Here is a 14,454-nt window from a genome sequence, read left to right on the forward strand (position 1 = left end):
ATGTATCAATCCTTAAGATAGATTCTCCTAAGATCCATGATATCACGGCTTGAGAGCTTCATGGTAGAACGAAGGTATTCATTAATTCCGCCGTATTGCTGGTTTAGAACGTGTATGGCGTGATCTAAGTATTCTGGATAGACTGACTGAATGTCCTTAATAGATTGCAAGACGCGCTTGCTAGAGCCATCAGCGGCAGCTTGCTTAAGCATCCCATCAACGAAGCTCTTAGTAGTAACATTTGTTAGAGTATAGTCATATTTGATAGTAGTAAAAGGTACACCTAATGCTGATAAAACTAGCAATGCACCAAATCCGGTTCTGTCTTTTCCTGCGGTACAGTGGAAGAGCAGGGCATTTTTCTCTTGATCGTTAGCAAGTAAAAGATCAAAAAACTTACGATAGGCTTTTTGAGCTGTTTGTCCATTAATCATATCTTCATAAGCAAAGAACATATGCTTAAAGCCAAATTCAGGATCTTTTTCAGCGTTTTCTTCTAAAGCAAAAATCCCTTTAGAAGCGTTAGTTAAGTCGTCACTAAAAACTGGATCGAAAATATATTTTGCACCTTCAGGTACACGATCAGGATGCTCGGTCTTTTCTTTTTCGGTTCTAAAGTCAACGTCGTATTTTACACCGTGTTTTTGCAGTAAATCTAAGTCTGATGAAGAAAGATCAGCTAAATTTCCGGTTCTAAGCAGTTTATTATATTTGATGGTTTGACCAGATACGGTTTTATAGCCCCCAAGTTCGCGGAAATTGCGACCATTTTGGATGCCAATTAATTTTGTCTCATAATTTTCGCTCATTAATATTTTTCCTCACTAAAGTTATTTAAATACAGTATTATTACTTTAACATATTTTTTCATAAATATTTTAGATTTATTAGATCTATAAAAAGAAAACAAATTTATTAATTGTTATAATTAATGGTAAAATTACAATGTAAAGATGCGAATTCCATTTGGAGATGATTACTTATGGTAAAAGATTATGACAACATTTTAGTTCCTGTTGATGGATCTGAAACAGCAGAGCGTGCATTTGATAAGGCAGTAAAGATTGCCCTTGATAATAACGCTCACTTAGATGTATTAAACGTTATCGATACTCGTCAATTCATGGGGGAAATGCAAGATACTTTGATTTCCGGAGATACTATTTATCAAATGACCCAAGATTCTGAGGAGTATCTTAAGAGCTTAAAAGAATGGGCTAAGGAACACTTTGATTTTACCGATGTTTCTTATCACATTCGTTATGGTTCACCTAAGAGAATCATTGCGGTTGATTTCATTAAGGACCACCACAATGACTTAATTATTATGGGTGCAACTGGTATGAACGCAGTTGAAAGAATGTTAATGGGAAGCGTTACTGCTTACGTTAACCAACATGCATTATCTGATGTTTTAATTATTAAGACTGATATTGATAATAAAAAAGTTGCCAAACCTAAGAAAAAACTTTTCTAAAAAGCGAACATTAAAAAGCCACTCTATATATTTATTAATAGAGTGGCTTTTTGTAAAGTGGATCGATCCAATTCAATTAATTAAAACTTACTAGCGCTTTCATTAAAATAATAGTACCCAAGTACGAATATTTTTGGTATGATACATAAGAACGAACGTTAAATACTAGGGGAAGGAAGAGCGATGATGGTGAATTTCGATTACAACATTATAAAACGTAACCAAGATTCAGTGGCTCGTTCTTGGGCTGATTCTTTCTGGGAATCAGTCTTCATTGATGTTGGCGCTTTCGTTGGTTTTTTAGCGACTTTTAGGACTCGATGTGATTAGCTGTTTTTGTCAGCTTATCATATTGAGTCTTTTTTTGTATTTGTCATTTAATGTGTTTCATTAGGAGGAAACGATGAAAAAGTTCAAAAAAGTCTTGGTTGGCCTTTTTGCAATTTTACTTGCTGTTGTTGCAACTGCTTGTTCTAACAAGTCAAATGGTTCAAAAGATGGTTATACACCTAAGTCATTAACTATTCAGTTTGTACCTAGTCAAGCTGCTAATAAGCTTGAAGCTCGTGCTAAGCCTTTAGAAAAGATGCTTTCAAAGAAACTTGGCATTCCAGTTCATGTTTCAATGTCAACTGACTACAATACTGTTGTTGAAGCAATGAAATCTAAAAAGGTTGATGTTGGTTTCTTGCCACCAGATGGTTATGTATTAGCTCACAAGCAAGGAGCAGCTAATGTTTTACTTCAAGCACAACGCTACGGTGTAAAACAACCAGGTGGTCAAGCTACTAAGAACTTAGTTAACTCTTACAGAGCCGAAATTCTTGTTAAGAAGGGTTCTAAGATTAAGTCTTGGAAAGATTTAAAAGGTAAGAGTATTTCAGTTCAAAACCCAACTTCTTCAGCAGGATATGTTTTCCCAGTTGCTGAACTTGAAGAAAAAGGGTTAAACGTTCCAAAGGATTGTAAGTTAGTTACTGTTACTGGACACGACCAAGCAGTTCTTAACGTATTAAATGGCGATACTGACGCAGCATTTGTTTTTGAAGATGCTCGTAACATCGTTAAAAAAGATAACCCTAAGATTATGGACCAAGTTGTTCCAATTTACTTCACTAAGCCAATTCCTAACGATACTATTTCTATTAGAAGCGATATGTCTAAGTCATTCCAAAAGAAACTTGCAAAGGCATTTATTGAAGTTGGTCAATCTAAAGAAGGTAAGAAGATTATCGAATCTGTTTACAGTCACGAAGGCTACACTAAGTCTAAGGACAGTAACTTCGATATTGTTCGTAAATATGACAAGATTATTGCCAAGGACAAGAAATAGTCAATTAAATATAGCTTAGTTAGTAAAAAGATAATTGTCTCCAAAAGATGATTATCTTTTTATGCACTGTAAACAATATAAATATGTTAAGGAGAAATTTAGATTAAATGGCAGCTACTAATCAGCCAATGATTCAACTTAAAGACGTTAGCAAAATTTATGATAACGGAACAGTTGGTTTAAAAGATATTAACTTAAATATTGATAAGGGAGAATTTGTAGTAGTGGTAGGTTTATCTGGTGCAGGTAAATCAACATTGCTTCGCTCTATTAACCGTCTACAAGATGTTTCTAAAGGAGATATCTTAATTGATGGCAAATCAATTACGTCTGCTAAAGGAAAAGACTTGCGCGAAATTCGTCGTGATATCGGTATGATTTTCCAGAGCTTTAACTTGGTTAAACGTTCAAGCGTTTTGCGAAATGTTTTAACTGGTCGAGTTGCATATTATCCAACTTGGAAGACAACTTTTAACTTATTTACTAAAGAAGATAAACAAAAAGCATATGAAGCATTGCAACGAGTTGATTTAGCAGATAAAGTTTATACTCGTGCAGACCAACTTTCTGGTGGACAACAACAGCGTGTTGCTATTGCTCGTGTACTTACTCAAAATCCTAAAATTATTTTAGCTGATGAACCAACAGCTTCTCTTGATCCTCAAACTTCACGTCGAGTTATGCATGACTTGAAGATGCTTAATGAAGAATATGGTATGACAGTTGTTGCTAATCTTCACAGTGTTGAACTTGCTAAAGAATTTGGAGATCGAGTAATCGGTGTCCGTGCCGGTCAAATCGTTTATGATGGCAAGATGAGTGAAACTTCTCAAGCCGTGTTTGACGATATCTACAATGGCGGAAACGGCAAGAAAGGGGAAGAAGATGCCTAAATCTAAGGAACAGCATTTAGCTGAATTACCTAAAAAGAAATTTAAGATTATGAACCTTGTGTGGGTCGTAATTATGGTTTTAGGTCTCTTTCTTTCGGTAAATGTAACCAATACGCACATTAGTGTTTTGTTTAACAACTTTAGCCAATTTACCGATATTTTTGTACAAATGTGCCACCCAGACTGGGGATACGCTGCTACAGCAGTTCCGCTTTTAATTGAAACAATTAAAATGGCTATCTTAGGAACTGTGATTGGTTCAGCTATTGCATTTGTATATTCACTTTTAATTGCGAGAAATATTGTTAAAAATAAAGCAGTTACAGGTATTTTAAGAGTGATCATGAACATTGTTAGAACTATTCCAGATTTACTTTTGGGTGCAATTTTTGTTGCAATTGTTGGTATCGGTCCAGTTGCCGGTGTTTTAGCCTTATCAGTATTTACTTTTGGGGTAGTTGTTAAATTGTTCTATGAGGCCATTGAAACCATTGATCCAGGTCCAATTGAAGCTTTAACTGCTGTTGGTGCAAACAAGCTTCAAATTATCCACTTTGCTGTGATGCCGCAAATTATTACTTACTTTATTTCTTATGTTTTATATGCGTTTGAAATCAATGTCAGAGCTTCAACAGTTCTTGGATATATCGGTGCTGGTGGTATTGGTCTTTACTTGCAACAAACTCTACAAGTCTTTGACTATGCTAAAACTGGTCTAATTATTTTAATTATTATCGTCGTCGTAGTTCTTATCGACTATGTTTCTACTAAATCTCGGGAGGCGTTGATGAAATAATGGATACTACAATGAAAAAACTACCTCCTAAACCAATTGACACTAAGAAAAAAATTAAGCATTGGGTAATTGCAATTGTTACTGTAGCTTTAATTATTTGGTCATTTGTAGGAATGAACTTTGGTGGAATAAAAGCTACCGCTGGTCAAATTGCCGGTGCTATTTTGGCTGGTATTTTCCATCCAGATTGGTCTTATGTATATAACGGAAGCGGCGAAGATCTAATTTCTCAATTATGGGAAACAATCTGTATTGCTTTCTTGGGTACTTTTATTTCTGCAGTTATCTCATTACCTTTTGCTTTCTGGGCAGCTAACACGCGCCACAAAAAATGGTATACTTCTCGTTCTGGAAAAATTGTTTTAGCAATTATACGTTCTTTCCCAGAAATTGTTTTGGCTTTGATGTTTATTAAAGCTGTTGGACCTGGTTCGGCAGCCGGTGTTTTAGCTTTAGGTTTTCACTCCGTGGGGATGCTTGCTAAATTGTTCTCTGAAGCAATTGAGAACCTTGAAGAAGGAGCTAATGAAGCTGTTACAGCAGCTGGTGGATCTAAGTTTAACATTATTATGTTTGCAACAATGCCAAACTTAATGCCAGCTTTAATTTCTAATACTTTGTACCGTTTTGACGTTTCAATTCGTTCGGCATCTATTCTAGGTTTAGTTGGTGCTGGTGGTATTGGTTATCCATTAATTATTGCCTTGCAATATCGTCAATGGAACCGTGTAGGTGTTATCTTAGTTGGTATTATTGTCATGGTGGTCATTATTGACTGGATTTCTGGTTGGATTCGAAAGAAATTAGTCTAATTTATTATTTAAACGAGTGGAATTTTTATCTGCTCGTTTTTATTTTTGTCAAATTCTAAATTTTTTTGTAATATCTACCTATAATAATGATAAGTAAAGGAAAAAAAGAACTTTTTTGTTATAATGGAAGTTGTATTTCAAGGAGGACAATGATGGATAATTTAACTACCATGACATTGGCTGATGATATTGCTTTATCACAAGAAAAAATTATCAACGGTCAACAAGACCTGAATACCAAAAGAATTTATAATGAAATTAATAGTCTAGGCATTCTTGATAAGCCAATCGAAGAATACTTTGATATGACTCAAGATGAATACTACAACAGTGAATCTGATGGTAAATTAACTCTACTTCATTTAGATCAACCACTAAGTGAATTAAGCGATCGCATTTTGACTAATCATGTAGATGGCTATGTTGATAAGGATGAAATTAATCTAACCTATAATCATGAAGATCCACTGCAAGATGGTAGCTATGATCGTGCTACTGACTTACATGTGCTTTTATATAGTTTGAAAGTTATTGGTGCTGTCAGAGCAATTGCTCCAGATGACTTAAAAAAGGTTTTGTCTAAAGATGCGGTTTTATCATTGGGTCTTGCCGCAGCTGCTTTGGCAAAAAATTAACCCCAAGGCCAATTAAAGGCCTTTTTTTGTGTGATGAGTGGGGAAGAGTATCATGAAAATTATCAACAAAACCAAGGGTATGATTGATAAGTTTTCCGGGATGACTCGGAAGATGATGCGAAAGAAAAATAATGTTCCATTTGACGGAATGCAAAAATACATGACTGTCGGTGAGTATAACGTTGGAGCGCCAGAAGGCACGCCACATGGCGAAGAATATAAGCTTATTGTTTATAAAGATACTGATAATGTCTTACATCAAGCTTTACGTTCAGTTAATGCGTCTGATCTAGCACCAGCTTATGTCAGAAAGTTTGATAAAAGGTTAAATCGGTATACTGCCTTTGTTAATAAGCGTACTGGGCGTCGTTATATTGTTGAAGATCAGTTAGATCAATTAGTCGACTATGTAAAAAAGCATAGTAGAAAGGGCTATAATTCGATTAATATTGGCGTTATAACTGATACTCATTATAAAGATGCTGATAGTGTAGACTTCTATGGCCATAACGGTTTAAGGCATGTTAAGGAATTTAATTATCTTGAAGACAAAGACATTCTAGACTTAAAAGCACATTTAGGTGATTGGATGGACGGGTCTGATCCAGGCTTAGTAGGTGAGGCCGAGTTAATTTCTTTATCTCGAACATTTCGTTCTAAAAAGACTAATTTTGCTGTGATTAAGGGAAATCATGATGAAAATGATAAGTTTGATGAACATCATGATTTAAGGGCTAGTTTTCCTGAAAATGAATTCGAAGATATTATGTGGCCAAGCATGTATGCACAGGATGGCATTCATTACATCACGCGTAAACATGGTGTTGCATATTTTGATAAAGATGACGTCAGAATTATTACCGTTAATACTTCTGACTTACCGTATGAATTAGACGAGCAGGGAAAGAAAAAGTATGATACGAAGCTTTCTTTAGCTATTCGTGAAGACCAGATGCAAGAAATTATCGAAATTCTTGAGAATTCAAATGGTAAAACAATTATTTTTATGAGTCATGCTAACCCCATTACTCGCAAGGGAACCAATGCCCTAAAATTCAATGGTCGTTCGTTACATGAGTTGATGGTTGCTTTTAATCAACATGAAAAAGGCTACCTTAATTCTAGAGACGTTCCTCCTGAATTTACCTTAGCTAATAGCTTTGATTTTACGAAAATTAAGAATGCAAAAATAGTTGCATATTTCTGTGGACACCGTCATACTGAGGACCAATATCGGATTAATGGTATCCAATATATATTTTTTAATTGCTCGGCCCTTATGGGTCCAAACCACGCGCTTACTACGCAATATAATAAGCGCTGGAATAGACAGATGGATCATGCTAATGAAGCAGCAGGCTACATTGTAAATGTTGATATTAAAAGGCATTTACTACAAGTATTTGGTTATGGTGCAGCTTCTAAGAGAAGATTCTATCGAATTTAGTTTTTGAAATGTAAATAGCTTATAATAAGACTACTGTTTATTTTGAGGTGAAAGTTACTTATGTGTGGAATTTGTGCGTTTTTCGATCCTGAATTGAAGGATAAAGACTGTGCTATTCAAGGAATGATGGACACGATCAAGCACCGTGGGCCATCTTCAGATGGAAAATATACTAATGATCAGGTGGCTTTAGGCTTTAGGCGTTTGTCAATCATTGATCTGCGTGGCGGAAGTCAACCTATTTTTAATGAAGATAAAAGTAGAGCAATTATTTTTAATGGTGAAATTTATAACTTTAAGCCATTAAGAAAAGAATTAATTGATGCTGGCCATACTTTTACTACTAAGGCTGATACTGAAGTTCTACTTCATGGCTATGAAGAATGGGGAATGGACGGCTTATTGAAGCGCGTTCGCGGTATGTTTGCCTTTGTAATTTGGGATGACAATACTAAGACTTTATATGGTGCACGTGACTTCTTTGGAATTAAGCCAATGTATTATTCAGACCAAAATGGTAAGTTGATCGTTGGTAGTGAATTAAAGAGTTTCTTAGCTTATCCTGGTTTTAAGAAGGAACTAAATACTGAAGCAGTTAAACCATACTTGATGAATCAATATAATGACTTAAAGGAAACTTTCTTTAAGGGTGTTTACCGTTTCCCAGCAGGTCACTGGTTTGAATATAAAGATGGTAAGATGAAGACTCATCAATACTGGGATGCTAAGTATGTTGAAAATAGCTTAAGTTTTGAAGAAACTTTAGATAAGATCAACGAAGATTTAAAGGAAACTGTTGACTTATACAGAAACGCTGACGTTCCAGTTGGTGCTTTCTTATCTGAAGGTATTGATTCTTCTTATTTAACTAGCTTACTTGATCCTGAAGATGTCTTTTCAGTTTCTTTTGATGATTCAACTTATAATGAAGCATCAAAGGCTAAGGCACTTTCTGATTTACATGGCTGGAAGTTTTTCGCTGATAAGGTTGATGCAGATGAAGCCATGCGCGACTTCCCAGAAATGCAATATCACATGGATGAACCAGATGCTAACCCATCAATTATTCCATTATGGTACTTGTGTAAATTAGCTAGAAAACATGTTACTGTTGCTCTTTCTGGTGAAGGTGCTGATGAATTATTTGCCGGCTATGTAAACTATGGAATGCATACGCATAACGACGTAATTAAGGTCTTTACTGCTGGCTTGAAGAAATTACCTAAGAAGAGCCGTGTACGTTTAGCTCATAAGATCAAGAAAATGCCTAACTTTCCAGGTAAAGTACATATGTACACTAACCTGGCAGAACCAAGCGAGTTTTACGTTGGTCAATCCGTAATTTATGACATGGATTATCCAACTATCTTTACTTCTAAAGATGCTAATAATATCTTACGTGATAAGTACAAGAACGATTTGACTGTTAATGGCATTTATCAAGAAGATTTCAAGAAAGTTAAGAATATTGATGAAGTTAAGCAAATGCAATATATTGATCTTCACCACTTTATGCTTAATGATATTGAACAAAAGGCAGATAAGATCTCAATGGCTCACTCATTAGAATTACGTGTACCATATCTTGATAAGAAGATTGCCGAACTTGCTAATTCAATTCCAACTAAGTATTTAGTTAACCGTCATGATACTAAATATGCTCTTCGTAAGGCCTCTGAAAAAGTCTTGCCAGAAGAATGGGCACAAAGACCTAAACTTGGTTTTCCAACTCCAATCAAGCAATGGCTTAAGGAACCTAGATTCTACAAGCAAGTTAGAGAATTGTTTACTGAAGACTTTGTAAATGATATTTTTGACCAGAAGAAGATTGTTAAGTTACTTGATGATAATTATAAAGGCGATGGATCAGCTCGTCGTCAAATTTGGGCAATTTATACTTTCTTAGTATGGTACAAATTATTCTTTGTTGACTATGATGAAACTGTTAAAAAGTATCAACATGTTCAACCAGAAGTGGCAGAATTAATCGAAAGTGGCAGACTTGTTTAATTAAAGTTAGAGAGAAGTACGGATACGAAATGGTACAAGCAAAATTTACTCCTATTTTATTAGGTAGCGACATCAATGTTTATGGAATGGCACGTTCATTCAATGAAGCCTATGGGATCAAAGTTCAAGCATGGGCAGCTAGCCAATTAGCAGCAACGCGTTACTCTAAAATTGTTGACGTAGAAGTTCATGAAGGCTTTGAAGAAGATCCAGGCTTTATGAACGTGATGAAGCAAAAGATTGAAGAATACAAGAATCACCCAGAACCAGTTATTTTAATTGCTTGTGGGGATGGTTATGCTGAATTACTTGCTAAACACAAGGATGAATTAAAGGATACTTTCGTTGTTCCTTATATTGACTATGACTTGCTAGAGAAGTTAATTTCTAAAGAGGGATTCTACGAAATTGCTGAAAAATATGGTCTTCCATATCCACATACTAAGATTGTGACCATGGATGATTACAAGGCCGAAAATTACTTAGATTTACCATTTGATTATCCAATTGAATTGAAACCAGAAGATCCTGTTTCTTGGTTGAATTGTCAATTTGAAGGTCGTAAAAAGGCATTTACTATTCATGACGAAACTGAATTAGTAGATATTGTGGGCAAGATTTATACTAACGGTTATACTGAAGACTTGATTTTGCAAGACTTTATCCCAGGTGATGATTCTAACATGCGTGTTCTTAACGCCTATGTTGATAAGGATCACAAGGTTAAGATGATGTGCTTAGGTCACCCACTTCTTGAAGATCCTACGCCACAATCAATCGGTAACTACATGGCAATTTTGCCAGCATTTAGTCAAAAACTTTATGATACAGTTCAATCATTCCTTGAGAAGTTGAACTACACAGGGATGGCTAACTTTGACATTAAGTATGATCCGAGAGATGGAGAATACAAGTTCTTTGAAATTAACTTGCGTCAAGGTCGTTCAAGTTTCTATGTAACTTTAAATGGCTATAACTTAGCTAAGTGGTATATAGATGATTATGTAGAAGATAATTTAAAAGATAAGCCAACTGTATATGGTAATAAAGATGGCGCTAATTACATGCTTTGGCTTGGTGTTCCTAAGAAAATCTTTAAGGAATATGCTTATGAAAATGGCTCAAAGCGTTTAGCTGAAAAATTAATTGATGAAGGTCATTATGGTACTACTGTCTTTTACGATAAAGATCGTAGCTTCAAACGCTGGTTATTAATGCGTTATATGTTCCACAACTACTATGCTAGATACAAGAAGTACTATGAAGTAAACAAGGGACAATACTTTGAAGAAGAAGCTAAGAAGTTAAAAAAGCAAGCACTTCGTGATGGTCAACAAGAAAACCATGAAAATGAAATTTAGTTAAGAAATACCCTCTAAGTAGAATGACATTGCTTAGAGGGTATTTTTGTATCTAAAAGTATTAAAATAAAGATGATAGGAAAGCTACTTGAAGAAAGTAGGAAAATAGAATGATTGACTGGGGATTAATGGCTCTATGCATAGTAACGATGTTACTAGGATTTTTTGAGCTGTACCGTACTTTTAGATTTTATAAATGGGATAAAAAAACTAAAGAAATACCAACTGCACCTTATGTGATTTATTTTGGAACGTTTTTTAGTGGGGTATTAATTGTCGTGTCAGCTATGTTTATGATGGGGAATACTTCATTAACACTTCCTAAAATTTTTTACATAATTTTGGGAATTATTCTAGTAGTCGTGGCAGTTTTAATGTATCGTCGTGGACACCAAATGGCGAAGAAATTAGGTAAGGATGATAGTAACATTGCTGTTTGGCAAACTTATTTGATTAGCACAGTAATTTTAATTACTGGTTTGATTAATTTTCTTAGATGATAAAGGAGAGCTGAAATTCAGCTCTTTTTTTCCAATAAATTGTGGCTTATTATTTGCTAATAATTTTCTACTTTACTGATTATAGAAAAAGTTTAAAATTCTCTTCTTTCTTGTCTGACGTGAATTTTGCTAAATACAATATATATGTTTTGAAAAGTCAATACCTACAATATCATGTAGTTTTTGGTAGAATATAACCATACATATTGTGAAAGAAGAGAATGACCATGTTACAACAAGATGCTCAAATTAAATCAATTACTCAAATGACCCTTCCAGAAACAGCCATTAAAAGAGATGGTAGCATCTATCCTTTTGCTCTTTACAAAATTGAAATGGTCTTAGACAACTTGCATCTTACGAAACATGAAGCAGATATTTTACCTTCTATTTTGAAGAAATTAAATGGTGTAAAACAAACTTCTACGAAAGATATTGCAGATGCCTTTGTCCAAACTTTAACGGAATTAGGATTTGATGATGAAGCCAATGCTTATGTGGATTACCGTAGAGAAGATGAGGCCAATTTTGAAAAGCAAACAGAAACTACCAACCGTCTGGATCGTTTAGTTCACCATGATCCAACGATTGTTAATGAAAATGCCAATAAGGACTCACGCGTTTTCTCAACTCAGCGTGATTTAACTGCTGGTGTTGTTGGTAAGACGATTGGATTGACAATGATGCCTGAACATATTGCTAAGGCGCACTTACGTGGTGATATTCATTGGCATGATTTAGACTATACTCCACTTAGTCCTTTAACTAACTGCTGTTTGATTGATTTTAAAGAAATGCTTAGTCATGGCTTTACGATTGGAAATGCCAATATTGAATCACCTCATTCAATTGAGACTGCTACGGCACAAATGTCGCAAATTATTGCTAATGTAGCTTCCAGTCAATATGGTGGCTGTTCAGCTGATAGAGTTGATGAAGTTTTAGCTCCTTATGCTGAAAAGAATTACCACAAGAATATTAATGAAGCACGCGAATTCTTTGATGATGAAGAAAAGATCAAGGCTTTTGCAATCAAGAGAACTAAGAAAGATATCTATGATGCTATGCAAGCTCTTGAATACGAAATTAATACTTTACTTTCAAGTCAGGGACAAACTCCATTTACTACCTTAGGTTTTGGGCTAGGAACTTCATGGATTGAACGTGAAATTCAAAAGGCTATCTTGAAGATTAGAATTGAGGGTTTAGGTAAAGATAAAAGAACTGCTATCTTTCCTAAATTAGTTTTCACCTTAAAGAAGGGGCTTAACTTACATCCTGGCGATCCAAATTACGATATTAAGGAATTAGCCTTAGAATGTTCAACTAAGCGGATGTATCCAGATATTGTTAGCTATGACATGATTAAGAAAATCACCGGTTCATTTAAGGCTCCGATGGGTTGTCGTTCATTTTTACAGGGCTGGAAAGATCCAGAAACTGGTAAAGAAGTAAATTCTGGCCGGATGAATTTAGGTGTTGTTACTTTGAACTTACCTAGAATCGCAATGGAATCAAAGGGCGACAAAGATTTATTCTGGCAAATCTTTAGAGAAAAAGTTCAAACAGCACATGAAGCTTTACAAATTAAGGCTAAGCGTTGTACTGAAGCTGTTCCTGACAATGCCCCAATTCTTTACGAATACGGTGCTTTTGGTAAACGTCTGAATGCAGAAGATAATGTAAATGACCTATTTAAAAATGGTCGTTGCACTATTTCTTTAGGCTACATCGGCTTATATGAAGTTGGTACCGTCTTTTACGGACCAAACTGGGAACACAATGAAGAAGCTCATCAATTTACAATTAATATTGTTAAAGAACTTCATGACTATTGCGCTAAGTGGGAAAAAGAAGATCCAAATCATTACCACTACAGTGTTTACTCAACTCCAAGTGAAAGTTTAACTGATAGATTTTGCCGTTTAGATACTAAGAAATTCGGTAAAGTGAAAGATATTACTGACAAGGAATACTACACTAATTCCTTCCACTACGATGTTAGAAAACACCCAACCCCGTTTGAAAAATTAGCCTTTGAAGCACCATATCCATTTTATGCAGCTGGTGGTTTTATTCACTATTGTGAGTACCCAAACCTTAAACAAAATCCTAAGGCTTTAGAAGCTGTTTGGGATTGGGCTTATGACAAGGTAGGATACTTAGGAACTAACACTCCAATTGATCAATGCTATAAGTGTGGTTTTAAGGGTGAATTTAAGGCAACTGCTAAAGGATTTGAATGTCCTCAATGCGGCAACCACGACCCAGAAACTTGTGACTGTGTAAAACGTACTTGTGGTTATCTTGGTAATCCTTTGAAGCGCCCGATGGTTCATGGCCGTCACGAAGAAATTGTTCATCGTGTAAAGCACTTGAACTTAGGAATGGAAGAAAAAATGGCTAAGGATGAAGTTAGAAAGAATGACGAATATTAATGCCAGAAAAAGATAAAAACAGTCAAGAAGGTCCTGATGTTCGAGGTAACTTAATTAAAGTTAATGTTGGCGGCGATACAATTTTTGTTGATTCTAACCAATATAAGCCACAAGTTGAACATGCTAAAAAATTAAAGCAGCAACATAGGAAACCTAAAAATCCTAAACCACAAGAATGGATATCGGAAGAATATTCTAAGCATAAAATTGCGGACTATAAACCATTTAACTTTGTTGATGGGGAAGGCGTTAGATGCAGTTTATATGTAAGTGGATGTTTATTTGATTGTCCTGGATGCTATAATTTGGCAGCGCAGAACTTTAATTATGGGCGTCCTTATACACAAGAGTTAGAAGATAAAATTATTGAAGATATGTCTCAATCTTATGTGCAAGGATTGACTTTATTGGGCGGAGAACCATTTTTGAATACTTGGGTTTGCTTAAAATTAATTAACCGCGTCCGCAAAGAATTTGGGCATACTAAGGATATTTGGTCCTGGTCAGGTTATACTTGGGATGAACTCCAAAAAGAGACTCCGGATAAGAAAGAAATGCTTTCAAAAATTGATATTCTGGTTGATGGACGCTTTATGGATGACTTAAAGGATCTTACTTTACAGTTCCGTGGTTCAAGTAATCAAAGAATTATTGATGTTCAAAAGTCACTTAAAGCTAAGAAAGTCGTTATTTGGGACAAGCTAGTTAGATAAGTTTGATAGAATAAGGGAAACGATAACGTTTCTCTTATT

14 protein-coding genes are annotated in these 14,454 nt (G+C 35.2%); 13 read left to right on the plus strand and 1 reads right to left on the minus strand.

What is annotated here, in order from left to right; all coding sequences use genetic code 11:
- Positions 1 to 5 precede the first annotated feature (5 nt).
- Positions 6 to 809: a tyrosine-protein phosphatase gene (locus LGAS_RS00620; RefSeq protein WP_003647959.1), complete on the minus strand. Its 804-nt coding sequence runs from the start codon at positions 807 to 809 to the stop codon at positions 6 to 8.
- Positions 810 to 982: 173 nt separating this feature from the next.
- Here LGAS_RS00620 and LGAS_RS00625 point away from each other — a divergent pair, with 173 nt between their 5' ends.
- From LGAS_RS00625 to nrdG, 13 genes are all read left to right on the plus strand, one after another.
- Positions 983 to 1,477, plus strand: coding sequence for a universal stress protein (locus tag LGAS_RS00625; protein ID WP_003647958.1), 495 nt, complete (start codon positions 983 to 985; stop codon positions 1,475 to 1,477).
- Positions 1,478 to 1,660: 183 nt separating this feature from the next.
- Entirely contained in the window at positions 1,661 to 1,807 is a 147-nt protein-coding gene (locus LGAS_RS09615; RefSeq protein ID WP_003647957.1) for a hypothetical protein, read from the plus strand.
- 73 nt (positions 1,808 to 1,880) lie between these two features.
- Entirely contained in the window at positions 1,881 to 2,810 is a 930-nt protein-coding gene (locus LGAS_RS00630; RefSeq protein WP_003647956.1) for a phosphate/phosphite/phosphonate ABC transporter substrate-binding protein, read from the plus strand.
- Between the two features lie 107 nt (positions 2,811 to 2,917).
- Entirely contained in the window at positions 2,918 to 3,703 is a 786-nt protein-coding gene (phnC, locus tag LGAS_RS00635; RefSeq protein ID WP_003651369.1) for a phosphonate ABC transporter ATP-binding protein, read from the plus strand.
- A complete protein-coding gene (gene phnE, locus LGAS_RS00640; RefSeq protein WP_003649608.1) occupies positions 3,696 to 4,499 on the plus strand; it encodes a phosphonate ABC transporter, permease protein PhnE in 804 nt (267 codons plus the stop codon). Before phnC ends, phnE (LGAS_RS00640) begins: the two co-directional genes overlap by 8 nt.
- Positions 4,499 to 5,311 (plus strand): phosphonate ABC transporter, permease protein PhnE, encoded by an 813-nt coding sequence (gene phnE / locus LGAS_RS00645; RefSeq protein ID WP_003647954.1) that lies wholly within the window; start codon positions 4,499 to 4,501, stop codon positions 5,309 to 5,311. The genes phnE (LGAS_RS00640) and phnE (LGAS_RS00645) overlap by 1 nt, the downstream gene beginning before the upstream one ends.
- A 152-nt stretch (positions 5,312 to 5,463) precedes the next feature.
- Positions 5,464 to 5,946, plus strand: a complete 483-nt coding sequence (locus tag LGAS_RS00650; protein ID WP_003651367.1) for a hypothetical protein — start codon at positions 5,464 to 5,466, stop codon at positions 5,944 to 5,946.
- A 52-nt stretch (positions 5,947 to 5,998) separates the two neighbouring features.
- Positions 5,999 to 7,393 carry a metallophosphoesterase family protein gene (locus tag LGAS_RS00655; protein WP_025012190.1) on the plus strand — a complete coding sequence of 465 codons (1,395 nt, stop codon included), beginning with the start codon at positions 5,999 to 6,001 and terminating at the stop codon, positions 7,391 to 7,393.
- A gap of 60 nt (positions 7,394 to 7,453) precedes the next feature.
- Positions 7,454 to 9,403, plus strand: a complete 1,950-nt coding sequence (gene asnB / locus LGAS_RS00660; protein WP_003647951.1) for an asparagine synthase (glutamine-hydrolyzing) — start codon at positions 7,454 to 7,456, stop codon at positions 9,401 to 9,403.
- 29 nt (positions 9,404 to 9,432) lie between these two features.
- Positions 9,433 to 10,764 carry a carboxylate--amine ligase gene (locus LGAS_RS00665; RefSeq protein ID WP_003647950.1) on the plus strand — a complete coding sequence of 444 codons (1,332 nt, stop codon included), beginning with the start codon at positions 9,433 to 9,435 and terminating at the stop codon, positions 10,762 to 10,764.
- Between the two features lie 110 nt (positions 10,765 to 10,874).
- Positions 10,875 to 11,264: a hypothetical protein gene (locus LGAS_RS00670; protein WP_003647949.1), complete on the plus strand. Its 390-nt coding sequence runs from the start codon at positions 10,875 to 10,877 to the stop codon at positions 11,262 to 11,264.
- A gap of 227 nt (positions 11,265 to 11,491) precedes the next feature.
- Positions 11,492 to 13,702: an anaerobic ribonucleoside-triphosphate reductase gene (gene nrdD / locus LGAS_RS00675; protein WP_025012191.1), complete on the plus strand. Its 2,211-nt coding sequence runs from the start codon at positions 11,492 to 11,494 to the stop codon at positions 13,700 to 13,702.
- A complete protein-coding gene (nrdG, locus tag LGAS_RS00680; protein ID WP_003655599.1) occupies positions 13,702 to 14,415 on the plus strand; it encodes an anaerobic ribonucleoside-triphosphate reductase activating protein in 714 nt (237 codons plus the stop codon). Before nrdD ends, nrdG begins: the two co-directional genes overlap by 1 nt.
- The last annotated feature ends 39 nt before the right edge of the window (positions 14,416 to 14,454 follow it).

The organism is Lactobacillus gasseri ATCC 33323 = JCM 1131, assembly GCF_000014425.1.
Lineage (GTDB): Bacteria > Bacillota > Bacilli > Lactobacillales > Lactobacillaceae > Lactobacillus > Lactobacillus gasseri.